At 55.2% G+C, this 26,539-nt stretch carries 15 protein-coding genes and 1 pseudogene; 14 read left to right on the forward strand and 2 right to left on the reverse strand.

Annotation, left to right across the window (positions count from 1 at the left end; translation table 11 throughout):
- Positions 1–868: 868 nt before the first annotated feature.
- Complete coding sequence (locus tag GSF01_RS28270; RefSeq protein WP_159888609.1) at positions 869–1,375, reverse strand: hypothetical protein; 507 nt, start codon at positions 1,373–1,375, stop codon at positions 869–871.
- Between the two features lie 1,007 nt (positions 1,376–2,382).
- Entirely contained in the window at positions 2,383–4,782 is a 2,400-nt protein-coding gene (locus tag GSF01_RS28275) for a glycoside hydrolase family 3 N-terminal domain-containing protein (protein WP_159888610.1), read from the reverse strand.
- Between the two features lie 272 nt (positions 4,783–5,054).
- Between GSF01_RS28275 and GSF01_RS28280 the strand changes: the two genes are divergently transcribed.
- The 14 genes and pseudogenes from GSF01_RS28280 to GSF01_RS28345 all read left to right on the forward strand — a co-directional run bounded on the left by GSF01_RS28280 (position 5,055) and on the right by GSF01_RS28345 (position 26,291).
- Positions 5,055–6,542 (forward strand): sulfatase-like hydrolase/transferase, encoded by a 1,488-nt coding sequence (locus GSF01_RS28280; protein WP_159888611.1) that lies wholly within the window; start codon positions 5,055–5,057, stop codon positions 6,540–6,542.
- Positions 6,539–8,023, forward strand: a complete 1,485-nt coding sequence (locus tag GSF01_RS28285) for a sulfatase (RefSeq protein WP_159888612.1) — start codon at positions 6,539–6,541, stop codon at positions 8,021–8,023. Before GSF01_RS28280 ends, GSF01_RS28285 begins: the two co-directional genes overlap by 4 nt.
- 351 nt (positions 8,024–8,374) lie before the next feature.
- Entirely contained in the window at positions 8,375–10,105 is a 1,731-nt protein-coding gene (locus GSF01_RS28290) for a sensor histidine kinase (RefSeq protein WP_159888613.1), read from the forward strand.
- 13 nt (positions 10,106–10,118) lie between these two features.
- A complete protein-coding gene (locus GSF01_RS28295) occupies positions 10,119–11,738 on the forward strand; it encodes a response regulator transcription factor (protein ID WP_159888614.1) in 1,620 nt (539 codons plus the stop codon).
- Between the two features lie 161 nt (positions 11,739–11,899).
- The gene (locus GSF01_RS28300; protein WP_407945810.1) at positions 11,900–12,877 is read left to right on the forward strand and encodes an ABC transporter permease; all 978 of its coding nucleotides are present in this window, start codon (positions 11,900–11,902) and stop codon (positions 12,875–12,877) included.
- 19 nt (positions 12,878–12,896) lie between these two features.
- Positions 12,897–13,778, forward strand: coding sequence for a carbohydrate ABC transporter permease (locus GSF01_RS28305; RefSeq protein ID WP_159888615.1), 882 nt, complete (start codon positions 12,897–12,899; stop codon positions 13,776–13,778).
- 80 nt (positions 13,779–13,858) lie between these two features.
- Positions 13,859–15,367, forward strand: coding sequence for an ABC transporter substrate-binding protein (locus GSF01_RS28310; protein ID WP_159888616.1), 1,509 nt, complete (start codon positions 13,859–13,861; stop codon positions 15,365–15,367).
- Positions 15,368–15,451: 84 nt separating this feature from the next.
- Positions 15,452–18,166, forward strand: coding sequence for an alpha-L-rhamnosidase (locus tag GSF01_RS28315; protein WP_159888617.1), 2,715 nt, complete (start codon positions 15,452–15,454; stop codon positions 18,164–18,166).
- Positions 18,167–18,219: 53 nt separating this feature from the next.
- Positions 18,220–19,113 carry an alpha/beta hydrolase gene (locus GSF01_RS28320; protein ID WP_159888618.1) on the forward strand — a complete coding sequence of 298 codons (894 nt, stop codon included), beginning with the start codon at positions 18,220–18,222 and terminating at the stop codon, positions 19,111–19,113.
- 18 nt (positions 19,114–19,131) lie between these two features.
- Complete coding sequence (locus GSF01_RS28325) at positions 19,132–21,399, forward strand: glycoside hydrolase family 3 C-terminal domain-containing protein (RefSeq protein ID WP_159888619.1); 2,268 nt, start codon at positions 19,132–19,134, stop codon at positions 21,397–21,399.
- A gap of 18 nt (positions 21,400–21,417) precedes the next feature.
- The gene (locus GSF01_RS28330) at positions 21,418–22,767 is read left to right on the forward strand and encodes a glycoside hydrolase family 30 protein (protein WP_159888620.1); all 1,350 of its coding nucleotides are present in this window, start codon (positions 21,418–21,420) and stop codon (positions 22,765–22,767) included.
- Positions 22,768–22,789: 22 nt separating this feature from the next.
- Positions 22,790–25,087, forward strand: a complete 2,298-nt coding sequence (locus GSF01_RS28335; protein WP_159888621.1) for a glycoside hydrolase family 3 protein — start codon at positions 22,790–22,792, stop codon at positions 25,085–25,087.
- A gap of 8 nt (positions 25,088–25,095) precedes the next feature.
- Positions 25,096–25,314 (forward strand): annotated as a pseudogene (locus GSF01_RS28340) (beta-galactosidase); the annotation flags it as partial.
- A 41-nt stretch (positions 25,315–25,355) separates the two neighbouring features.
- On the forward strand, positions 25,356–26,291 hold the full coding sequence (locus GSF01_RS28345) for a nucleoside hydrolase (protein ID WP_235941783.1): 936 nt from the start codon (positions 25,356–25,358) through the stop codon (positions 26,289–26,291).
- The last annotated feature ends 248 nt before the right edge of the window (positions 26,292–26,539 follow it).

The raw sequence follows: 26,539 nt of genomic DNA on the forward strand, positions 1-26,539 counted from the left end.
TTTTCCATAAGTTTTATGTGATTCGTTCTCATGTCGCTGCTTTCATGAAACGGATCAATAAATCGCCTCTTGAAGTCATAGACCGTCTGCTTGTTCAGGTATGAAGTTTTTCAGTTCAATCTATATAATTTATTATACTTATAATTAATAATACTTAGTGGTGCGTTTTTGCACCCCCTGGGCCTTCCTTTTGCAGGGAGGGGGAGACCCCTGCAATTTGGAGGGGATAGGGGTGCAAAATGCAGGGAGGGCATTTAACCGATACCCCTGCAATATGCAGGGGGGATGGGCTGCAATATGCAGGGGTATCTCTATATTAAAATTGCTTAGTAGAACCATCGACTGGGCTTGCGGAATAAAATGCTGCATGGACCGGACTCGCGGTGGCGGACACGAATGTAGCAGAGGTACGTGGCATCGAAAAGCCGAGTGACGGCCGCATCGCCAATTGATCCGGACGTCAAGAAGACAGCCAGGTGCGGGCATTCATACTTTAGGTGGAACTGAACGCGGTTTAAACCCTGCAGAATGGATTCGGACAGCAAAAGGGAGCTGGTGCCGGCGGTAGGGGCGTTCGCAGAATGCAAGCGATCCATCCCGCCTGGGGCGGCCGGGTCGAGGGATACGGGCTTCGGGCGAACCAGTAGGCATCGGCGTCGGCAGCCGAGTGCTCCGGAACAAAAACGCTGATTGAGGGCACATCATTATGACAGGTATTGGCCGGAAACGGAGAACGTTAGTACAAAAAAAACAGCAGCAGCCTTGGACTTAAAATTTTCAGTCTGACTGCCGCATGGTTTTGTATTGCTGCCTAGTCTAGCACTGATTATACGGAGCCTGGCGGTTTAGCATTTCAGCAAAACGCATTTTAGTTAACTTCAACTAAGATAGGTTTTGAAACAACTGTATAGGGGATATCTTGGTTTTCGATTATTCCCTTTAATCTTAATTCACTTTTAGCCTGAAGAATGTATTCTCCAGTGCCAGATAGAGATATTGATCTCTGTTCGTCTGGCGGCAATTCTGTACCCGGTTCATATATCTCCGAAGGGTTAATGGTTTTGTTAACAGCGATTGAGAGGATTGCATCAGGAAGGATCTTTACGACATTCCCTTTTAAATCATAGACATAAATAAATGCCATTACAGCAGCATGCTCAATAGTAATTTTTTCATCGGTTAGATTTTGCAACGATGTCTTTATTGGAACCCTTTCATTACTTTTTAATTTTGCGTCAGGAATCTCAAATTTCAAATCAAATAGTTCTCCTTCTAATTTAGGAATTTCCTTTTGAGTGTTAGGAGTATCTGAACATCCGCACATCAATATAACTAAGATAGAAATAACAAGATACATTTTTTTTGTTGAGAACACTAAACCACTACCTCTCAATTTATCTATAGTTTTGCTCGAGCTCGAAGTGCGTAACAACGCTAGGGATCTGAGAGTCACGACCTGTCATTTTTTCAATTCCCGGTCGGCAAGCTCTGAAAGGTAGGATGCCTTTTCCTTTAGGGTGATTTTTTTTAAGGCAAGGTAATCCTCCGCATTGTTTTCGAATAACCTTCTGGATCCTTAACTCACCAACTAATTCGAGACAGTTAGAGATAAGATCAATCGACCCTACTTGATCAGTGTACTTAATTTCTTGCTTTCTAAATGGATTATTTTTGATAGTGGTCAATATTTTCATTCCTTCCATAGACTGGTATCTATAGTCTACCACATCAAATAATAAATTGCGGTTCTAACTTCATATCCGAATAAGCGGGGGCAGTTCCCGCTATTGAACGAACGTTGGCGTTCATTCGCTGAGACCCAGGCGCGCACACTTGTGTATCGCTTGTATTGCCCGAATAGGTTGGGCGATTTTATCTGTTCGGACCACCCTGTCAGCCTTCATTGGCTGGAACAGCGGAATCTTGATTCTATTCATCCCCCGGACACGGACTTATGGGGACCGAAGTTACTTTGTAAGGTATACCCGAGAAGAGAGGATTGGCACGGTTACGGATTTCCGGCGCCTGATTAATGAAGATAAAACGAAGCCTTAACGAGTCATTTTCGATCTATTCATATCCCCTTGGATCCGGGTTCCTGTAGCGAGGAAACTTCGCTCAACTGTAGAGCAAGTACTTTTCACTTGGTTATGGTAACGTGTGGGTGTTAGCAGCGTGGAATTTGGGACTGAAGTTGCCTCCGGTTCCGGTCAAGTCAATTTTTCCAAATATTCGGTTACGGTTCATTAGCATTCATAAGGATAGGGGAGTATTATCAGCAAGATCGCGAATATTGGGACCACCCGAATTCCGGATCTGTGAGAGGCCCATGCATTTGCGCATGGGCCTGCACGATTCCTTAAGCTCTCCTACTCCCAGCTCTTATGCCCGAATCCTGACCTGGCTGAAAAACTCTCTGTTTTCCCCCACAACCGTCGGATTCCCGACAATTTCGAAGGTCTCTTCCCATTTCAACTCTCTCGAAGAAGTACCGATCATCACAGACATCATTCCGGGCTCAATGATCCACTGCATCTTCCGATCCAGGAAGCATAGCTGGGTCATCGACACCTGGAAGGATAGACGCTTCCTTTCTCCCGGCTGAAGATGAATGCGTTGAAATCCGACCAGCTCTTTAACAGGTCGTGCCATAGAGGCAATGACATCACGCATGTACAATTGGACCACTTCGTCACCGGCTCTTGATCCGGTGTTGGTAATCGTGCAGGAGACCTCGATCTCCCCATCCGGACTTACCTGAGTATGGGATAGTTCAAATTCCGAGTAGGAGAATTGGGTATAAGAAAGTCCATGACCGAAAGGATATAACGGCTCCAGGGACTCATTCACATAGCCCTCCTTGCTGACGAACAAATCTACGCCTCGGCCTTCGTACCCGCTTCCGTTGCGATGAGCATAGTAGACCGGCACTTGGCCCGCGCTTCTGGCTACGCTGACGGGCAGCTTCCCCCCTGGGTTGTAGTCGCCAAGGAGGATATCCGCGATGGCTCGTCCCCCCTCTTGTCCAGGATGCCATGCCTCCAAGATAGCAGGGACATGTGCGGAAATCCATGGGCTGCTGAGCGGGCGGGCGCTCATATGCACGAGAACGACAGGCGTACCGGATGCATGCACGGCTTTTACAAGGTCTTCCTGTACGCCGGACAGACCAATCTGGGAAGAGTCGTTTCCTTCTCCAGTCGTACATGGCTTGCCGAATCCATCCTTTCCCCCGACGGCCATAATGACCATGTCGGCTTGGCTTGCCAGGCGAACGGCTTTTTCAAACCCCGATCGATCGGAGCCGTCGAGCTCGCAGCCTTGGCTGTACGAAACCTCTGCATGCTGAAGTCTGGATTGCAGCTCATGATATAAGGTCGAGAGATGAGGATACATTTTTGGCAAATATTCCGTCTCCAGCGCATGCAATTGATCTTCATAGGGCAACTGGGCAGACTCGGACACTTCAACGCCTACCATTTTGGCCATGCCGAAGAATAACTCCTTGCTCGCAGGATGGGAGTACCCGCCGAACATATTGCGCAAGGAATTCGCATTGGGCCCAATGACGGCTACTTTCCTTAAGCTTGGGGACAACGGCAGGAGGTCATCCTCATTCTTTACTAAAACGACCGATTCCCGCGCAATCGCCAGCGATAATTGATCGTCAACAGGCTGATGGAATACCGCTTCGATGCGCTCTGCTTCCGGATAAGGGTTCTCGAACAGCCCTAGCCGGAACTTTAATTCTAGCACTCTTCGTACGGATCGTTCGACGTAGGACAGATCGACTTCACCGGCTTGAATTGCTTCTAGCAAATGGGTGCCGTAACCGTTGATATGAGGAAGCTCCATATCCATACCGGCTTTAATCGCCTGAATCCCGGCATCCTTCATATCCTTCGCGGTTCGGAAAGAAGTGACCAGCTTATCTATAGATCTATAATCGGATACCGTGAGGCCCTTGAACCCTAATTCTCCGCGCAGAAGATCCGTTAGAACGGCCTCCGAGGCGATGATCGGTTCTCCATCCAATGTACTGTAGGAGTTCATGACGGACGCGATATCCGCTTTACGAATAACGGCCTCGAAAGGCTTGGCATACACCTCGCGAAGCGTTCTCGGGGGAATTTGCTCCTCGGTCATATTCAAAGCGCCCTCGGTCACGGAGTAGCCCAGGAAATGCTTGGCGCAAGCCGCTACGCCTTCCTCCAGCTGCTGTCCCTGCAGTCCGTTGACATACGCTGCTCCTAATGCTGAAATGAGTGTCGGATCTTCGCCGAACGTTTCGCCTATACGCCCCCAGCGCGGGTCGCGCCCCACGTCTAATACAGGGGAAAGCGCATGACGGATTCCTAAAGAGCGGAACTGTTTCTTCACCACCTCGGACATTTCCTGAAGGCGGTCCGGTTTCCAGGTGGCGCCCAAACCGATCGCCAAGGGAAAGCTGGTAGCGCCCGGCAGCATAGCGCCAGATAAGGCTTCTCCATGGAAAAGGGCGGGAATCCCTAATCGGGTTTGCGCAACGGAGAGCAGCTGAATCCGATGAATAAGCTGGGCACAAGAGCTCGGGCCGTCCAATTTTCCGAACAAGATGGTCGATATTTGCCCGATCCCATGACAGATCGCCCGCTCCTGCCGGTCATCCGTAAGGTGGGGATTCCACATGATACAGCTTAGTTGTGCGATTTTTTCTTCAAGCGTCATTCTGGCAAGCAAATCGTCCACTCGTTCTTCGACCGGAAGATTTCGATTTTGATAGGGGGATGGGTTCGGTGTCATTCGATTTCTCTCCTTAATCGTATATATAGGGTTCTCATCTTAATTGTAAACGCTTACCGTCGCTTACATAAGAGTCATGTTTTTACTTTGGAGGTTCAATTTTTTACTACCTGTTCACGCAACTAGGGAGCGAACAATTGGCCCGAGGAGCCGGACATCTAAAAAAAAGCCCTGCCTAAAGTCAAAAAAAGCAGGTTTAAAGATCGAATGATAGCGGTTACAATTTGATTGACAAGGAGAGACTTTCACTATTCCCCAAATGAGGTGCGCTTATGACACGGCCAAACATGAACTTTGTCTTTTTCTTTCCCGATGAAATGAGGGCGGAGAGCTTGGGCTGTTACGGCCATCCGCTGGTGCAAACTCCGAACCTCGACCGGTTTGCGGAGCAGGGCGTCCGGTTCGAGCAATGCCATGTGCAAAATACGGTATGCACGCCGTCGCGCTGCAGCATGATGACCGGGTTGTATCCACATGTGTCGGGTCACCGGACGCTCTGGCATTTGCTGCGACCGCATGAGCCTAGTTTATTCAGATACCTAAAGGAAGAAGGCTACCAGATCAAATGGTTTGGAAAAAATGATCTTTATTCCTCTGACTATTTGAAGGAAATTTTAGGCGATGACGCCATTCTGGACTATGGGCAAATGAAGCGGGATACGTTTGGGAAGAAAAACCCTTTCGCCGAGGACGATCCGCGTTACTACAGCTTCCTGATGGAGCCGGATGTAAGCGAGACGAGCCAGACGGAGACGGAGGCTTACATTCAAAAAGCGATCCGCTTTTTACAATCGGATGAGGCTCGGGAGAAGCCGTTCATGATCTTTTTGCCTACATTGACTCCTCATGCGCCCTACGTGATTCCGGAGCCCTACTATAGCATGTACCAGGCTCAGGATATTCCTGAGCTTCGAGCAGTTGCGGATGAGCGTAAGCCTTCTTTCCATAAGCTGATCAGAAGCTACCGAAGGCTGGATCAGATCAAGGATAAGACCTTGGAGCGTGTGCACGCGGTTTATCTGGGGATGATCAGTCACGTAGATGAGGTATTCGGGAAATTGATGGACACCTTAACCGAAGGCCGTTATATGGATAATACGACGGTAATCGTCGCTTCGGATCATGGAGATTATGCGGGCGATTACGGCTTGGTTGAGAAATGGCCGACAGGAATGGAGGACTGCTTGACGCGGGTTCCTCTTCTGATCCGAACGCCTTCCGGCCGATCCGGTCATGTTGTCAAGGAGCAGGTGGAACTGTTCGATACGATGGCAACCGTGCTTGATCTCGCAGGTATAGAGCCTCGGCACGATCACTTCGCGCGTTCGCTTGTCCCGCAGCTTAGCGGTGAAGCCGGAGACCACGAGCGGTATGTGTTTGCGGAGGGCGGGTACGACTTGAGGGAGCCTCACTGCTTCGAAGGTGGAGAAGAAGCGGATTCCTTCTTCGTCGCTCATCCCGGCAGCCCGTACTGGCCGAAGGGAAGACAGCAGCAGGAGCATCCGGCAAGCGTGTGCCGAACCACGATGATCCGGTCGCTGGATTATAAGCTGATTCGCCGTACTGCGGATAAGAATGAGCTATATGATCTGAAGCAGGACCCGGACGAGCTGAACAACGTCTATGAGGATCCGGACTATGCGTCCATTAAAAGGAAGCTGGAAGAGGATATGCTGGACTGGTATATGAAGACTTCGGACGTCGTGCCTAGGGCCAAGGATTCCAGATTATTTATTTCTCCAAGGGGGAATAGAAGATGAAAGCGATAGTCATTTTGCTGGACACCTTAAACCGTCATATGCTGGAGGCCTACAATGAGCAGACTTGGGTAAAGACGCCGAATATTTCCAGACTGGCCGAAAAATCCGTTATTTTCGATCAGCATTGGTCCGGTTCGCTGCCTTGTATGCCGGCTCGGCGGGACATCCTGACAGGCCGTCTTTCGTTTCTGGAGCGGGGGTGGGGCGGAATAGAGCCTTTTGATGTGACTTTGCCGCATAAGCTGCGGGAAGGCCGTGTGTTTTCGCATATGGTGACGGATCATTTTCACTATTTCGCCATTGGCGGAGAAAATTACTGCCAGGCTTTCGACACCTGGGATTTTCAGCGGGGACAGGTCACCGATCCGTGGGTATCCAGGGTTAGACCTCCTTCGCTTCCGGAGTCCTACTACGGGCAGGTTCTTCCGCAGTACGAGAAAAATCGCACAGCGTATGTCGATGAAGAAGATTACCCCGGGCCACGAACGATGCAGGCCGCCTGCCGGTGGCTGGAGGATAACAGGGGTGCAGACCGTTTCTTTCTCATGGTGGAAGCATTCGATCCGCATGAGCCGTTCGATTGTCCGCAGCATTATCTGGATCAGTACCAAGACGATTATAGCGGTCCCTTGTACAATTGGCCTCATTACGGCCGAGTGACCGAACCGGAAGAAGCGACCGGTCATCTGCGCAAGCGATATGCCGCCAATCTGTCGATGATCGATGCCTGGCTTGGGAAGCTGCTGGATGTGCTGGATAAGCAAAATTTATGGGAGGATACGCTTGTTATCTTCACCACCGACCACGGTTTTCTGCTGGGCGAGCATGAATGGACAGGCAAAAACTTTATGCATGCCTACAATGAGGTGGCTCATCTGCCGCTTATGGTGCATGCGCCGGGCTTTTCCGGCAGTCCTAAGCGAATCAAGGCGTTAACGCAAAATATCGATCTCATGCCGACCATTCTGGACTATTTCGGCTTGGACATCCCGGCATCCGTCAAGGGGCGGTCGCTGCTCGGTCTGCTGGACGGCTCCAGGAACAAACTAAGGGATGTGGCGCTCTATGGGATGTTTGGCATGAGCGTGAACATGACGGATGGAAGCTGCACGTATCTGCGAGCGCCGGCCCGGACGGATAATTACCCTTGCTATGCCTACACGGCTGTGCCGACAACGATTCACCGTTTTTACGGATCAGGGATCGAGCGGCAAATTGAAGCCGGCAGGTTCCTAGGCCGCACCGATTATCCCGCATTCCGGATTCCGACCAGTCATGAGGGAGAGCCGTTTAGGTTTTCAGCGCATTTTCAGGAGTCGCTGCTGTTTCAGATCGAATCGGACTATGGGCAGCAGAAGCCTATTCGGGACGAGAAGCTTGAGTCCTATTATGTAAAGCAATTGATCGAAGCGATGAGGGACGAGAATTGTCCGGAGGAGCAGTTTATCCGGCTGGGGCTTTCTGAAGAAGTGAAGCAGTGAAGAAGTGAAGTAGTGAAACGGTAAAGCTAGGGAGCTCAAAGATGAGCTCCCTCTTAGCATTCCAATGCATTTTTTCGAAATTGCTCGGGGGGCAATCCGAGCGCCATGGCGCTAAGAGTAGCTGTTTTTGCATAAAAAATGGAGATATTTGTTCGTACCTGGGGCAAGAAGTCGGTTTTATGCAGTCAAGAAGTCGGATTCATGGTGAGCATCTCGATGTATGCTCCTTCATAATAGATGCATGAGTCTCGTTCGATGTGAATCGCAGGTTGGGTGCTTGCGCTGGGATTGTGTCCTGCGGATAGCAGCGGTATAATGTGGGCAACTCCATACAGGGATGGTGAGCATTCGATGAGCAGCTGGAGATCTACGTTCAATTCCCTGAAGTTCAAGCTAATCGTGGGCCTGGTCATAACCATACTTCCGCTTATCGTGATTCTTATCTTGATGAATCATTATTCCGCCGATGTCGTGCGCAAGCAGGTGGCCCAATCCAACAAAAACTTGCTGAGCCTGTACCTCGGGCAAATCGACCGCAGTCTGCAGGAAGTGGACAACTACTTGATCAATATGAGCCAAACCAACATGGATCTTCTGGAAATCGACCAGCCCCAGACGATGGATCCGAACAACTATACGAAAGCGAAGCTGCGCTTGTTCAACACGATCAATAACGATCTCAGCTTTTATTCCAGTCTCGACATGATCTTTATTTATTCGGAGAAAAACGATGATCTGCTCGTGACCCAGCGAGGAGGCAAGGGGTATAACGAACGGAATGTGGTTGCCGCAGAAATTAAACGGATCGTTCAAGACAGCCAGTTCAAAATGGATGTAAACCGATGGTCCACACGGCAGGTCGGCGGCGAGTACTATGCTTACCATATTATCAAAACCGGGCAGGTCTATGTCGGGGCGTGGATGGAAGCGGGTAAGCTGATCGTTCCTCTGCAATTGATTAATTTGGGCTCTTCGGGGATGTCGCTGCTGGCGACGGACGAGATGGAGCCGATGAGCCTACAGGAGACGATTAGCTCACATGGAATCCGGCTGACGGCAGCCGAAGAGCCGTATGCTTTGACTGGAACGAAGACCCGTTATTTGATGATGGCGGAGCATTCGAGGAAGGGGGCGTTCTATTTATTCGCCTTAATTCCCGAGAAGACGGTGATGGAACAGCTCCCTTATCTTCAGCGAATCGCTTCTGCGATCTCGCTCGCGGCTCTGCTGCTGCTGGTTGTGTTCATCATCTTCATGAGAAGAGTGTTTCTGCTTCCGATCTACCGGATCATCAAGGCGATGCGGAAGCTCGGGGACGGCAATTGGAATTCGCAGATCGATCAGTATCCCACCTCCACCGAGTTCGAGCTGATGAACCGCACGTATAATCAGATGATTACGGAAATCGAGCACCTGAAAATTCACGTCTACGAGGAAGAGCTGAATCACCAGCGCGCCGAGCTGAAGCATCTGCAGCTTCAGATCAATCCGCATTTTTTCCTCAACGCGCTCAATATCATTTACAACCTGGCTACCGTGAAGGATTATAAGCTCATCCAAGAGATGACGAGGTGCCTGGTTGAGTATTTCCGGTTTATGTTCCGCAGCAACTCGTATCTTGTGACGCTCAAGGACGAGCTGCTCCATACGAAAAATTATTTGCGCATCCAGGAATTGCGGTTCCCCGGCATTATGTCCTATGGGATCGAGGCCCCGGACGCGGCGCTGGTCTGCATGGTGCCGCCTCTCGTCATCCAAACGTTCGTGGAGAATGTGATCAAGCATACCGTGGATATGGACAGGCGCATGCATATTGACGTTCGGGTGGGGATCGAGTCGGGGGAGCAGGGCGAGCGAATGGTCATTCGCATCGAGGATACGGGACCCGGATTTCCAGAGCCGATCTTGAGGCAGCTGCAGGAGCAGGGCAACCTGACCAAGGACGAAGGCGAGCATATTGGGATCTGGAACGTACGGAGAAGGCTTCAACTGCTGTTTGATCAACAGGCTTCGATCGCATTTTACAACAATACGGATGGCGGCGCCGGGATCTGTATCCGCATGCCGGTTCTTCATTCGTAACGGGGAGGGCAGGATGATGGTTCAACTGCTGATTGTAGACGATGAGGTTCACGCGGTCCGCGGCCTGCAAGCCGGCGTCGACTGGAGCAAGGTGCGGGTGACCGAGCTGTTTACGGCTCACAGCATGAAGCAGGCGCAGGAGGTGTACGCCGAGCACCGCATCGACTTGATGATTTGCGATATCGAGATGCCGCAAGGCTCCGGGATCGACCTGCTATCCTGGGTGCGCGAGCATTCCCCCCAGACGGAGACGGTGTTTCTGACTTGTCATTCCGATTTCGGTTATGCGAAGCGGGCCATCAAGCTGGACAGCTTTGATTATTTGCTGAAGCCGGTCGACTATGAGGAGCTGGAGGACGTGCTGCTGCGGGCGATCGCCAAAATCAGGAAGGATCGGGAGCTGCACACCTTCGAGGAGACGTATAAGCACTATTATCGGCTCTGGGAAGCGCATCGGCCGCTGATGAAGGAAAGGTTCTGGCAAAGCCTGCTTGAGCAGACGATTCCTGCGATTCCGGATAAAATACAAGAGCAGCTGACCGCCCATAATTTGCAGCATATCCAGACGTCCCGCTTCACGCCTGTGCTCATCCGGATTGAGCGGTGGTACAAGCAGCTGAATCAACGGGATCAGCAGATCATGACTTATGCGCTTCGCAAAGCGGTCGAGGAGCAGATCGGCCGGGACGATCCCCGTGCAGCCGTCGTATCGCTCAAGCCGCATACGCTCATCGCCGTCGTTCCCTTCGAGAACGAGCTCCCGGCAGCCGGGCTGATGGCCGATTGCGAGGAGTATATTCGCTGCTGCAACCATTATTTTTCCTGCGACGTGATCTGTTATCCGGGCGTACCCGCCGAGATCGCGAGAATACCGGCCGTGGCGAGCGAGCTCGTCCTGCGGGCTGAGGACAATGTGACCGCAAGTAATGAGGTTATTCCGTTTCGCCCCTATGGCGGGAAGGCCGACCATCGGCAGATCGAGCTGCCGTCTGCGGCAGAATGGACGGAGTGGATGAAGCAGGGGGCCAGAGAGCGCCTCCAGCAGGCGGTCAGGACGTACTTTCAATCGCTTAGGGACCTCAAGGAAGGGGTACGCGCGCCGTTCCTGCACACCTTCTACCAGGGCTTCCTGCAATGGGTGTTCTTCGTTCTTCAGTCCAAGGGTCTGCAGGTGAGCCAGGTGTTTGCCGACAATCTGCTCACGGAGAAGCCCGAGGAGGCGCTTCGGTCCGTAACGGCCCTGGAGGAATGGGTACATTATATTATTGAAGTGGCGCTGAATCACATCCACTCGACCGAGAACAATATGTCCATTGTCGACAAGGTCAAGCAGTTCGTCACGGGCCATATTTCCGAGCCGGGCTTATCCAGGGAAGACATCGCAGGTCACGTGTATTTGAATCCCGATTATTTAACGCGGGTGTTCAAGAAGGAGACAGGGCTGTCGATCTCGGACTATCTGCAGCAGCAGCGCATCGAATATGCGAAGGAGCTGCTCGCTTCAACGGACGTATCGGTCAGCGAGGTCGGACTGTCAGCCGGGTATTCGAATTTGTCCTATTTCTCCACCATCTTCAAGAAGTTCACAGGTCTGAGTCCCGCCGAATACCGGAAGCAGATCGGAAGATCATAATGCTGCAGAGCACAAGCCACTTTCGCCGGCGCGGAGGTGGTTTTTTTGTTTGGACAAGCGAGTGTCGGAATAACGAAAGTGAGAAGTCGGATTCCTGGTAAGCGGACCTCGCAGGAGTCGTTTACAATAAGATCATACAAGGGAAGGAGTTGAGGTGCGGCATGAATACCAAGGCGGAAGTGCTGCAAGCCGACCTGTCAGCCGTTAAGAGTCCTAGCAAATGGCGGCATGCCTGGAAAACATTCAAACGCTACCGTGCGTTGATATTGATGATCTTGCCTGGAATGCTGTATCTGGCGATCAACAACTATTTACCGATGTTCGGCGTCATCATCGCCTTCAAGGACATCAACTACCGCAAAGGCATTCTAGGAAGCGATTGGGCCGGTCTGAGAAACTTTGAATATTTGTTCAAGACGTCTGACGCCTGGCTGATCACGCGCAACACGATCATGTACAACGGGTTTTTCATCCTCATCAATACGGCACTGGCGATCGCGGTAGCGATTCTGCTGAACGAGGTGAAGAACCGGTTTATGTCCCGGTTTTACCAAAGCATTATTTTGCTGCCGTACTTAATCTCGATGGTGATCGTCGGCTACCTCGCGCTCGCCATGCTGAATGTGGAGAACGGGTATTTGAACCATCAGATCCTGCCCCTGTTCGGTATCGAACCGATCTCATGGTATTCGGAGCCGAAGTATTGGCCCTTTATCCTGACGATCGTGAATATATGGAAAAATGTCGGCTATCTATGTATCATCTTCCTTGCCGGCATCGTGGGCATTGACAGCGAATATTATGAGGCGGCTACGCTCGACGGCGCCAGTAAATGGCAGCAGATCCGCACCATCACGCTGCCGCTCCTGTCTCCTACGATTGTCGTAATGACCCTACTCGGCATCGGGCGTATCTTCTACTCCGACTTCGGCTTGTTCTACCAGGTACCGTTGAATTCCGGTCCGCTGCAGCCGGCTACGGATGTGATCGACACGTACGTGTTCCGGGGATTGATGACGCTAGGCGACATCGGCATGTCCTCCGCTGCGGGCTTCTACCAATCAGTCGTCGGCTTCACGCTCGTCCTGCTGTCGAACGCTATCATCCGCCGGAGGAGTCCGGAGCAAGCCTTATTCTAGAGAGGAGACGTGATGCCCGATGAAAACGAACCATATGAATCAGCCGCTCGTGCATGTGATTTTTATTCTGATGGTTGCGGCCTGCGTCTTTCCGTTCTTACTGCTCTTCATAGCGTCGTTCACCGATCAGAAGACCATCATCAACGAAGGCTACTCTCTGTGGCCTAGTGCGTTCAGCTTGGATGCTTACACCTATATGGCGGCGACCTCTGCTTCGCTAATCCGGGCTTACGGCATTACCGTCTTCATAACGGTCGTCGGCACGGTCGTCGGGCTTGCGATATCGACGCTGCTCGCTTATCCGCTGTCCCGCGCTGACTTCCCGATGCGCAAGACGCTCAGCTTCCTCGTCTTCTTCACGATGCTGTTCAATGGCGGACTCGTGTCGACTTACTTGATCTACACCGAGGTGTTCCACATCAAGAATACGATCTGGGCCTTGATCATTCCCGGCCTGCTGACGAATGGCTTCTACATCTTGCTGATCCGGACGTTCTTCAGCACGTCGATCCCCGTGCCGGTCATTGAGTCGGCGTATATGGACGGAGCGGGTGAATTCAAGATTTTCTACCGCATCGTGCTGCCTCTGTCGCTGCCGATCCTGGCCACCATCGGACTTATGCTCGGGATCTCGTATTGGAACGACTGGTTTAACGGGATGGTGTTCATCACCGACAGCAAGCTGTACAGTATTCAGAACATGCTGAACCGGATGCTCAACGACCTGCAGTTCCTGCAGAAGAGCTCGATGAACAATGCATCGCAAGCCGCCGCCAACATTCCGACCGATACCGTACGCATGGCGATTGCGGTGATCGGCATTGTACCTATCTTTATCGCTTATCCGTTTTTCCAAAAATATTTCGTCAAAGGCCTCACCATCGGCGCTGTCAAAGGATAAGGGACAAGCGCCCGACCCAAGTATACCGATTCAGGTAGTCTAAGGAAAGAACACCATCATCAGATGAGGGGGAAATACACATGGTGAAATCATGGAAAGCAGCCAGTGCCGCACTTAGCTTGGTGCTCGCAGCATCGACAATCTTGTCTGCCTGTGGCGGCGACAAATCGAAGGAGGGAGAGAGCGGCGCGGCCGGGACCGGAGACGGCAAGACTTATGAGGTGGCAATGGCGTATATCCAACTGAACGACATGCCGGATGTCAATCTCATTCAGGAAGAGATCAATAAGCTGTCCAAGGCGAAGATCAATGCGATGGTGAAATTGATTCCGATCAGCATCGCCAACTGGACGCAGCAGACGAACCTCATGCTGGCCGGCAACGAGAAGCTGGACTTGATGGTATCCTCCTCGCTGTTCAACTATGCGAGTCAGGTGGCCAAAGGGCAGCTCGAGCCGCTGGACGAGCTGCTGAACCAATACGGCAAAGGCGTTATCGAGGCAGTGGGCCAGGACGTGCTGAACGGCTCCAAGGTAGACGGCCGCATATACGGCGTCGCCAGCCTGCGCGATATGGGCGCCGACTACGGCGTGATCATGCGCAAGGATCTGGTCGATAAGCACAATATCGATCTGAGCAAGATCAAAACCTGGGCCGATCTGGAGCCGGTGTACCAGATGATCAAGGACAAGGAGCCGGGCCTCGCGCCGCTGGTACAGCAGACGAATACCGCAATGCCTGCGACCAATATTTTCAATGTGAACGTGGATTCGATCGGCGATAACTTGGGCGGTCTCCTCGATCCCGGCAACAGCACCAAGTTTGTGAATTACTTCGAGGTTCCGGCCTACAAGGAAACCCTGGACATGGTCAACAAGTGGTACAAGGCGGGCTATATCATGAAGGACATCGCCACATCTCAGGAAATCGGCGTGAACCTGGTGAAAGCGGGCAAGGCGTTCTCGTACTTCTCCAACATGAAGCCCGGCTTCGAGCAGCAGGAAAGCAATTTGGCTGGCATGCCGCTCGTCGCGGTCCGTCTGTCCCCTGCGATTCAAAAGGCCGATGCGATCAGCAGCTTCATGATGTCGGTTACGAAGAACAGCGAAAACAAGCAAAAAGCGATGGAATTCATGAACCTGCTCTATACGGACAAAGACATTATGAATCTTCTGGCGCTTGGGATCGAGGGTAAGCACTACGTGAAAACAACCGGCAACCACATCAAGCTGCCGGACGGCGTTAAGCAAAGCGGCTATCAGTTCAACCAGTGGGAGATCGGCAACAACTTCCTGACCTACGTATGGGAAGGCACCGATCCGAAAATTTGGGAGCTGACGAAGGCGCATAACCAAAACGCGGTTAAATCCAAGGCGCTTGGCTTCTCCTGGAACGTCGATCCGGTGAAGACCGAAATAGCTGCGGCCACGAACGTACTGAACCAGTACAAGGCGGGTCTGGAGAGCGGTACGCTTGATCCGGCGCTGCTCGGCGAGTTCAATACGAAGCTGAAGGCGGCAGGACTAGACAAAATCATCGCCGAGAAGCAGAAGCAGTTCGACGCTTGGCTGAAAACGGCTGGAAAATAACGCAGGCGATCCCCAAAACCGTACCCACTCCCAAGGGGTACGGTTTTTATCCAGAACAACCCATGAAGGTGAGGAGAGTGGCCCATGTTTGCGATTAAGGACCTTCAATGTGAATATCGGTCGAATCCGATCGGGATCGATACGGAGCGGCCCAGGATCAGCTGGAAGCTGCATGCCGGGGAGCGGGGCACGATGCAGTCGTCGTACTGCATCGAGGTGTCGGCAGAGCCGGACTTCGCAGCCGTGATGTGGAGCTCGGGCACGGTTCAGTCGGATCGCTCGATCTTGGTTGAGCTTGCCGGCTTGCAGGTGGAAGCGCGGAGGCGCTATTACTACCGGGTACAGGCGTGGAATCAAGCGGGAGTATGCTCGGGCTGGTCGGAGACTGCCTTCTTCGAAGCGGGGCTGTTAAGTCCGTCAGCGTGGATCGCTGATTGGATCGCCGCACCGGCTGCAGCTGCGCCTGTGACACCTTCGCAGGTGCCGATGCTGCGCCGCCGGTTTCGCATCGCAGGCGCCGTCAAAGCGGCCCGCGTGTACGCCTCGGCTCGCGGATTATACGAGCTGGAGCTGAACGGCCGGAGAGTCGGCGACGCGTATTTCACTCCGGGCTGGACGACCTACGACAAGCGGTTGCAGGTTCAAGCCTACGACGTGACGGAGCTGTTGCGCCAGGGAGATAACGCCGTCGGCGCCTGGCTTGCCGGCGGCTGGTACAAAGGCGTGCTCGGCTGGGAAGGCAAGCATAGTCATTACGGGGACAGGACGGCGCTTATCGCGCAGCTGCATGTGGACTACGAGGATGGCCGTCACGAAGTGGTGGCCACCGACTCTCATTGGACGGCTGCGGGCAGCCCGATCCTGATGTCCGAGCTGTACGACGGCGAGACATACGACGCGAGGCTTGCGCGCGCAGGCTGGAGCACGCCGGAGGGGACTTGCGAAGACCATGCCGACTGGCACCCGGTCGACGTGCTTGAGCTGCCGAAGTCGGTGCTGATCGCCCAGGAGAACGTCCCGGTCCGCCGCATCGAGACGATCCGGCCGAGGGGTATCCTCGTGACGCCTAAGGGAGAGACCGTCCTTGATATGGGCCAGAACATGGTCGGCTGGGTGCGGTTCACCGTTCAAGGCGAGGCCGGTCATGCGGTCGAGATTCATCATGCCGAGGTGCTCGACCGGGACGGCAATTTCTATGTCGGGAACATTCGCAAGGCGAAGCAGACGATCCGCTATGTGCTGAAGGGCGGAGAGCAGGAAACGTTCGAACCGCGCTTTACGTTCCAAGGCTTCCGCTACATTCGCTTGGTCGGATTCCCGGAGCCGGTCCGGCTTGACGATTTCACGGGCATCGTCGTTCATTCCGATATGGCGCCGACCGGTGAATTCTCCTGCTCGGATCCGCTCGTCAACCAGCTCCAGCACAACATAGTATGGGGGATGAAGGGCAATTTTCTGGACGTACCGACGGATTGTCCGCAGCGGGACGAACGGCTCGGCTGGACCGGCGATGCGCAGATGTTCGCCCGAACGTCGGCTTATCTGTCCAATGTGGCCCCATTTTTCCGCAAATGGCTGCATGACTTGAAGGCCGAGCAGGAGAAGCTGGGCGGGGGAGTGCCGTTTGTCGTGCCGAATATACTCGGGGAGAAGGGGCAGTCGGCCGCCGCCTGGGGCGATGCCGCCGTCATTATTCCATGGACGATCTACGAGTGCTACGGCGATCTGCGTGTGCTGGAGGAGCAGTACGACAGCATGACGGCCTGGGTCGAATACATCCGCATCCAGGGCGATAACGAATATTTGTGGAATACAGGCTTTCACTTCGGGGACTGGCTGGCGCTGGATGCGAGGCCGGACAGCTATGTCGGCGCGACGGAGCGGGATTTTGTGGCGACCGCCTTCTATTCGCATTCCGTCTCCCTGGTGAGGAAAGCGGCCGAAGCGCTTGGCCGCAGCGAGGATGCGCAGCGTTATGCCGAGCTTCATGCGGGCATTCTGGATGCGTTCCGGGACGAGTTCCTGACGCCGAACGGCCGGCTGTCGATTCCGACGCAAACCGGGCAGGTGCTTGCGCTGATGTTCGGACTCGTGGACGGCACGGCGAAGGAGCGCTCTGTACGCAAGCTGCTGCAGCTGGTGGAGGACGAGAAATTCCACCTGACGACCGGCTTTGTCGGTACGCCTTACTTGAACCATGTGCTGAGCGACAACGGCGCTCCGGAGGTGGCCTACAAGCTGCTGTTCCAGCAGGACTATCCGTCGTGGCTGTATCAAGTCACCAAAGGGGCGACGACGATCTGGGAGCACTGGGACGGCATCAAGCCGGACGGCAGCTTCTGGAGCGACGATATGAACTCGTTCAATCATTACGCCTACGGGGCGATCGGCGATTGGCTGTACCGCGTCGTTGCCGGGATTCAGACGGATGAGCGGTACCCTGGCTACAAGCGCGTGCATATTCGCCCGACGCCGGGAGCTGGGCTCGAGTGGGCCGAAGGACGCTTGGAGACGATGCACGGCGAGGTTCGCTGCCGCTGGGAGCGGACGGACGGGGATCGGGTGGACATCCGCGTGACCATACCGGCCAATGCAACAGGCGTCATTAGGCTTCCGCTTGCCGCCGTGGACGGCGTAAGGGAGAGCGGCCTGCCGCTGGAACAGGCTGAGGGCCTGAAGGTCGCAGAGGAGTCCGAAGAGGGGGTAACGCTGGAGGCGGGCTCCGGGGACTACCGGTTCACCTATGTGCTGACGCGCCAGCTGCCGCCTCTGCCGGAAGTGAAGCCTTTTGTGTTCTAAGGTTGACTTCACTATAGGTCGGAAACATCAAAGCTTGGAAGGAGCGAATGTATATGCTAATCGAAAGCTTCAGACTGCGTGAGGACGATGACAACGTAAAGCTTCACGCCTATATTCTCGATGCTTCACAGGAGTACGGCGCCGGAAAGCGGCGCCCGGCGGTGATCGTCTGCCCGGGCGGCGGGTATGTATGGACCTCGGACCGGGAGGCCGAGCCGGTGGCGATGCGCTATGCGGCGCTGGGCTACCATACGTTCGTGCTGCGCTACAGTACGCAATATCCGTCAGCGCCGCAGCGGGGCGGCGAGCTGCCGCCGGGCAACGACCGATCCCGATACCCCGGTCCGCTCCTTGATCTGGCGAAAGCGATACAGACCGTAAGGCAGCATGCCGACCGATGGCAGCTGGATGCGGACAAAGTCGCCGTGTGCGGCTTTTCCGCGGGGGGCCATCTTGCGGCCAGCCTGGGCGTTCACTGGCATGCGCCGTGGCTCGCGCAGAAGCTGGGGACGGAAGCTCGGCTTCTGAAGCCCAATGCCATCGTGCTTGGTTATGCGGTGCTTGATTATCTCGTCATGAAGGGCGGAGAGCAAGAGCTTCAAGCGTTCAGAGCGCTGGCTAACCAAGCTGTCTTTGGCAACCCCGATCCGTCTCATGAAGAGAGGAAAGCGCTGAGTCCGGTCGAATTCGTATCGCCTGCGACACCGCCTGCTTTCGTGTGGCATACGGCCAACGACGCCCTCGTGCCCGCTGCGAACTCGCTTCGGTTTGCCGCCGCATTGGCCGAGCACGGAGTGCCGTATGAGCTGCATGTTTTTGAGGACGGGGCACATGGCTTATCGCTTTGCGACGAGACGACCGCCGCCGGACCCGAGCATCTGAGTCCCGAGTGCCGCGTCTGGTTCGACATGTCGGTCAACTGGTTACGGAAACGATTCGCTACATAAACCGAGGAGGAAATGTTCATGAGTCCAACTATACAAGAGTTGATAGCCGGCATGTCGCTGGAGGAGAAGGCGGGCCTCTGCTCGGGCCAGGACTTCTGGCATACGAAGGGGATCGAACGGCTTGGCATTCCGTCGCTGATGGTGACGGACGGCCCGCACGGTTTGCGCAAGCAGAAGGACGACGCCGACCATCTCGGCCTGCATAACAGCGTGCCGGCCACCTGCTTCCCATCAGCCGCCGGGACGGCCTCCTCCTGGAACCGCGATCTGCTTCGCGCTATCGGCGAAGCTCTCGGCAAGGAGTGCCAGGCGGAAAATATCGCGGTGCTGCTCGGGCCCGGCGCGAATATCAAGCGCTCCCCGCTGTGCGGCCGCAACTTCGAATATTTCTCGGAGGATCCTTATCTTTCGACAGAGCTGGCGGCGAATCATATTAAGGGCGTGCAAAGCCAGGGCGTGGGCACGTCTCTGAAGCATTTTGCCGCGAACAATCAGGAGCACCGGAGAATGTCGGTTGATGCGATCATCGATGAGCGGACGCTGCGCGAAATTTATTTGAGCAGCTTCGAAGGGGCCGTCAAGCAGTCGCAGCCGTGGAGCGTGATGTGCTCCTACAACCAAGTGAACGGCGAGTACGCATCGGAGAGCGAATTTCTGCTGACGCAGGTGCTGCGGGAGGAGTGGGGCTTTGAAGGCTTCGTCGTATCCGACTGGGGTGCGGTGAACGAGCGCGTCAAGGGGTTGAAGGCGGGGCTGGAGCTGGAAATGCCGTCCAGCGGCGGCATCGGCGATGCCAAGCTCGTGGATGCCGTACGCCAGGGAGAGCTGTCCATGGACACGCTCGATAGAGCCGTGGAGCGAATGCTGAGGTTTATATTCAAGGCGACGGAGAATCGCAAGGCGGATGCGGCCTTCGATCCGGAGGAGCATCATCGTCTGGCGAGACAGGCGGCGCAGGAAAGCATGGTGCTGCTGAAAAATAAGGACGGTATCCTGCCGCTGCCGAAGTGGGGAACGATTGCCGTGATCGGCGAGTTCGCCACAAAGCCCCGTTATCAGGGAGGCGGCAGCTCTCACGTGAATCCGACGAGGCTGGACGATCCACTGGAGCAGATGCAGGCGATCGCCGGAGCGGATGTAAGCTTCGTGTATGCGCAAGGCTATAGGCTGGACAGCGATGAGAAGGATGAGGCGCTGCTGGAAGAGGCGAGGCAGGCGGCGGCTAAGGCGGATATCGCCCTGCTGTTCGTCGGTCTGCCGGACCGGTACGAATCCGAGGGCTACGATCGCACGCACCTTGACATTCCCGTTAATCATCAGGCATTGATCGATGCGGTGTCCGGCGTGCAGAGCAACGTTGTGGTCGTACTGAGCAACGGGGCGCCGGTGGTCATGCCGTGGATCGGTCAAGTCAAGGCGGTGCTCGAGGGCTACTTGGGCGGGCAAGCGTTCGGGGGCGCGGTGGCGGATGTGCTGTTCGGCCATGTCAGTCCGAGCGGCAAGCTCGCGGAGACGTTCCCGGTCAAGCTGAGCGATACGCCGTCTCATCTGAATTTTCCCGGTGAGGGCGATAAGGTGGAGTATAAGGAAGGCTTGTTCGTCGGCTACCGGTATTACGACGCCAAGGAGCTGGAGCCCTTGTTCCCGTTCGGTTACGGCTTGAGCTACACCAGCTTCGCTTACAGCGACCTGTCGGTGTCCGCAGCCAGCATCACAGATCAGGACACCGTCACCGTTCGGATGAAGGTAACGAATACAGGCCGGGTGCCGGGGAAAGAGATCGTGCAGCTGTACGTCAGCGACGTACAGAGCAGCGTCATCCGTCCGCGCAAGGAGCTGAAGGGCTTCACGAAGGTGGAGCTTGCGCCGGGCGAGACGAAGACGGTCGCCTTTGATCTCGACCGCCGGGCGTTCGCCTATTATTGCACTGAGCTTGGCGATTGGCATGTGGAAAGCGGTGCCTTCGAGCTGCTTATCGGCCAGTCGTCCCGCGACATCGAGCTTCGTACCACCATCAAGGTACAAGGCTCCGTGGAGCTTCCGCAGACGTATCACCGCAACACCCTGATCGGCGATTTGTTGGACAATCCCAAGACGGCGGAGAAGGCGAAGTATTTTATGGGCAAGTTTGGACTGGAGGCGGCGCTGGGGGACAATCCGGAGATGCTGACGGCCATGATGCGCTATATGCCGCTGCGCGTATTGGTCGGCTTCGGCGGAGGCAGCTATACGGAGCAGATGCTGGCAGATGATATTGCCGAGCTGAACGGGTTGGACAAGGCGTAAAGGGAAAGGAGCAGGAGGATGAGCCTAAGAAGCGTGAGCTGGGTATCCAGCACGAAAGAAGCGGCTTGGCAGGAGAAACAGGCTGCCGCTGTAAAGTCGGAGAAAGGTTTCGGAGCTAACTTGACGCTAACGCTCGACCGGTATCAAACGGTGGAGGGCTTCGGCGGTTGCTTCAATGAGCTGGGCTTTGCCGCCCTGCAGCATGTACCGGAGGAGGAGCGGGAAAAGGTGTTCTTCTCTCTGTTCCACCCGGAGGGCGATCAGAAGTTCAGCATCTGCCGGCTGCCGATCGGGGCGAGCGACTATGCGCTGGACTGGTACAGCCTGAACGAGACGGACGGCGATGTGGCGATGGAGCACTTCTCCATCGAGCGCGACCGCCGCTATCTGATTCCTTATATCAAGGAAGCACTGAAGCTGAATCCGGATCTGGTGCTGTTCGCTTCCCCGTGGAGTCCGCCGACCTGGATGAAATCGCCCAAGGTGTACAATTACGGCACCTTGCGGTGGGAGAAGGAAATTCTCGAGGCCTACGCCCTGTATTTCGTCAAGTTCGTGCAGGCGTATCGGGAGGAAGGCATCACGATCCATCAGATCCATGTCCAGAATGAAGTCGTGGCCGATCAGAAATTCCCTTCCTGCGTCTGGACAGGGGAACAGCTGGGCGAGTTCATCGGCGACTACTTGGGTCCGGCTTTCGAGAAGCATGGATTGGATACGGAAATATGGCTCGGGACGATCAATGCGCCGGAGCCGTACCAGGAGCTGATGAAGAAAACGACATCCGATTATGACGTGTATGCCGGAGCGGTGCTGAGCAATCCGAAGGCGTACCCCTACATTCGCGGCGTCGGGTATCAGTGGGCCGGGAAATACGCGATTCAGCGGACAGTCCAGAGCTATCCCGAGCTGCGCTACATGCAGACGGAGAATGAATGCGGCGACGGCGCTAACACGTGGGAGTATGCGAAGTACGTGTTTAACCTGTACCATCACTACTTCTCCAACGGTGTCAACAGCTATGTGTACTGGAACATGGCGCTTGAGCCGAAGGGACGCAGCACGTGGGGCTGGGAGCAAAACTCGATGCTGACGATCGATCCGGCAACGAAGCGGGCGGTCCCCAATCCGGAATACTTCGTGATGATGCACTTTTCCCACTTTGTCGCACCGGGTGCAGTCCGCATAGGGCTGCGGGGTCCGTGGGCCGGACACGCGCTTGCCTTCGAGCTTCGGGGCGGCGATCGGATTCTCGTGGTGGCGAACCCCTACCTGGATCAGAGAACCTTGCGTCTTGACGAAGGAACGACAACTTATACCTTGGAGCTTGAGCCGGAATCCTTCAATACGATACGGATCGGAGGCTAAACGAAACGGAGGAGGGACGACAATGACCAGGAAGTGGAAGGCAGCGGCCACGGAAGGGACGATCCGTTATATCCGCAACGAGGGCGGCGCTATGCTCGGCTACAGCGAGGAATCCGGGGTCAGCCTTATCGAGGCGGACGGTTTCGCCTTTAAGGACCTTAGTCGGGACGGCAAGCTTGATCCGTATGAGGACTGGCGACTGCCGGCCGAGGTGCGGGCCAAGGATTTGGCGTCGCGGATGTCGATCGAGCAGATCGCAGGCCTGATGCTCTACAGCGCGCATCAGGCGATACCGGGATCGCTCGGTTTTTTCCCTGCGACCTACGGGGGCAAGCCGTTCGATGGGAGTGGAGCCGAGCCGGATGAGCTGAGCGACGCGCAGATCGAGTTTCTGACGAAGGACCACCTGCGGCATGTGCTTGTCACGGCTGTAAGCAGCCCGGAGACGGCGGCGAGGTGGAACAATCGGGTGCAGGCGCTGGCCGAGGGCATCGGACTCGGCATCCCGGCCAACAACAGCTCGGACCCGCGTCATGGCTCCGATGCGAGCACGGAGTATAACGCCGGTGCAGGCGGGGATATTTCGATGTGGCCGGAGCCGCTCGGACTGGCCGCGACCTTCGATCCGGAGCTGGTGCGGCGCTTCGGCAGCATCGCCGCCAAGGAGTATCGGGCATTGGGACTGACGACGGCGTTGTCGCCGCAGATCGATATGGCGACCGATCCGCGCTGGAGCCGGTTTAACGGCACGTTCGGCGAAGATTCGCAGCTCAGTACCGATATGGCGCAGGCTTATATCGATGGCTTTCAGACGTCGGAGGACGAGCGAGAGATCGAGGGCGGCTGGGGCTACGACAGCGTCAATGCGATGGTGAAGCATTGGCCGGGCGGCGGCTCGGGCGAAGGCGGCCGGGACGCCCACTTCGGCTACGGCAAGTTCGCCGTATATCCGGGAGGCAACTTTGACGAGCATCTGAAGCCGTTTACGGAAGGGGCCTTTCAACTGAAGGGCGGAACCGGCGCCGCATCGGCCGTGATGCCGTATTACACGATTTCGTGGAACCAGGATACGGCTGATGGAGAAAATGTCGGAAACTCCTACAACGCCTATCTCATCAACGATCTGCTGCGAACGAAGTATGGCTACGACGGTGTGGTCTGCACGGATTGGGGAATTACGAACGACGAGGGCAGCGATATTACCCGCTTGTTCCCCGGCGGTCGCTGCTGGGGCGTGGAGGACGGATACACGACGGCAGAACGCCATCTGAAGCTGCTGCTTGCCGGTGTCGACCAGTTCGGCGGCAACAACGAAGCCGGACCGGTTCTCGAAGCGTATCGGATCGGCGCGGAGCGGTACGGCGAGGCTTATATGCGGGCCCGCTTCGAACAGTCCGCTGTGCGGCTCCTGCGCAATATGTTCCGTCTCGGCCTGTTCGAGAATCCGTACCTGATCGTGCAGGAAACGGCCCGTATCGTCGGCAGCAGCGAATATATGAAGGCCGGTTATGAGGCTCAATTAAAATCGGCCGTGCTGCTGAAAAATACTAACCGCGTGCTGCCGCTTGCGAAAGGAACGACCGTCTACCTACCGAAGCGATACACGCCGCCGGGAACGGACTGGATCGGCTTCCCGACGCCGGAAGTGGACGATTATCCGCTCCATCTGCAAATCGTACGCAAGTATATGCTCGTGACGGATAATCCGGACGAAGCGGATGTGGCGCTGGTTGCGATCCGGGGCGCCCATTCCGGCAGTGGCTACAGCCGGGAGGATGCGGCTGCCGGAGGCAACGGATACGTTCCGATCTCGCTTCAATACGGTCCTTATACGGCGGAGCATGCCCGTGAGGTCAGCATCGCCGGCGACGCCCGGGACAAGGATGTCATGAACCGGTCTTACAAGGGCAAGACTGTCACCGCCTTCAACGAAGCGGATCTGGAACTGGTGCGGCGGACAAAGCAAGCGATGGGCGACAAGCCGGTTATCGTCTCGCTCCTGCTGACGAAGCCGAGCGTCGTAGCGGAATATGAACCGCTTGTCGATGCGATTCTCGTCAATTTCGGGGTCCAGGATCAGGCGATTCTGGATTTGCTAAGCGGCGCTTCCGAGCCTTCCGGGCTGCTGCCGATGCAGCTGCCGGCGGATATGAAGACCGTGGAAGAGCAGGACGAGGATGTGCCGCACGACATGACCGTGCATGTGGATACGGATGGGCATGCGTATGATTTCGCCTATGGGCTGAACTGGAGCGGAGTCATCCGGGATGAGCGGACGCAGAAATACGCCGTACCTGCAGTACCTGCGGCTGGGGGATGAGACCGGGCATGAAAGAGCTGTTGTACGGTATAGCCTATTACGATGAATACATGCCCTACGAGCGGCTGGATCAGGATATACGGATGATGAAGGAGGCGGGCATCAATAACGTACGCATCGCCGAATTGACGTGGAGCACGCATGAGCCGCAGAACGGCGTGTTTGACTTTACGAGTGTCGACCGCGTCTTGGACGCGATGCATGAAGCCGGCATCCGCGTTATCGTTGAGCAGCACCCGTAACGAGTAGAGCGAAGGAGGCGTAGAACATGGGAATCAACATGCCATATGAGGTGCCGGAAACGAAAAAAATCAGACTCATCATCAATACCGATGCGAAAAATGAGGCGGACGACCAGTTCGCCATCGTCCATGCGCTGCTGACGCCCCGCTTCAAAATTAAGGGCATCATCGGAGCCCAGTTTGAAGAGACGGAACAGCGCTTTATGAAGCGGATGATAGGAACGACGATGCAGGAGAGCTGCAACGAAGTCGAGAAGCTATTGTCCCTGATGGATCTGCAGGGACAGGTGCCGGTGTACCGGGGTGCCGCGAAGGCATTGAACGACGAACGGACGCCTGAGCGTTCCGAGGGTGCCGAAGCGATCATCCGCGAAGCTCTGGCGGACGATGCTGCACCACTGTATGTGGTGTTCCTGGGGCCGCTGACGGACTTGGCTGCGGCGTATTTGCTGGAGCCGGCGATCGCCGGCAGGCTGACGGCGATCTGGATCGGAGGCGGCCACTGGCCGAAGGGCGGCTGGGAATACAACCTGATGAACGATATTCATGCTGCGAACGTCGTCTTTTCCTCCGGTATCGACTTGTGGCAGGTGCCCCATACGGTTTATACGACGATACGCGTCAGCCTCGCGGAGCTGGCGCATCGGGTCAAGCCTTGCGGCGAGCTAGGCAGCTATTTGTTCCAGCAGTTGGTCGACTTTAACGATTGGGCGGGACGAGCGTTCCCGGATGCTCCATGGCCGAAGGGCGAATCCTGGTCGCTCGGCGATTCGCCGGCGATCTCCCTGCTGCTCGACGATCACGAGTACGGCTATGAGCTGAAGCCGGCGCCGCAGATTACGGAGGATATGTACTACGTACATAACCAGAGCGACAGAATGATTCGGGTGTATCATCATGTGGATGCGCGATACACCCTGGAGGATATGTTTGCCAAGCTGGCGCTGTACTCCGGCTTATAGGTCAGGGCTCGAGCTCCGGGGTTACCGGGCGCTCGAGGATGCAGTGGCGTTAACGCTGGACAGGAGAACAGCAATTAGCTGAAGCGCTAGTTAAGCGTAAAAAGACCTACCCTTGGGTAGGTCTTCAGGCTGTCGAGAAAGTCTCGACAGCTCTTTTTATTTGCGCGTAGTTTAAGACGACACCGCGTTAATATGGTATAATATAGATAACAATTAATGGACGGTGATCAGTTATGCTACGAAATTCC

Origin of the sequence: Paenibacillus puerhi (assembly GCF_009846885.1) — a bacterium.
Taxonomy (GTDB): domain Bacteria; phylum Bacillota; class Bacilli; order Paenibacillales; family NBRC-103111; genus Paenibacillus_G; species Paenibacillus_G puerhi.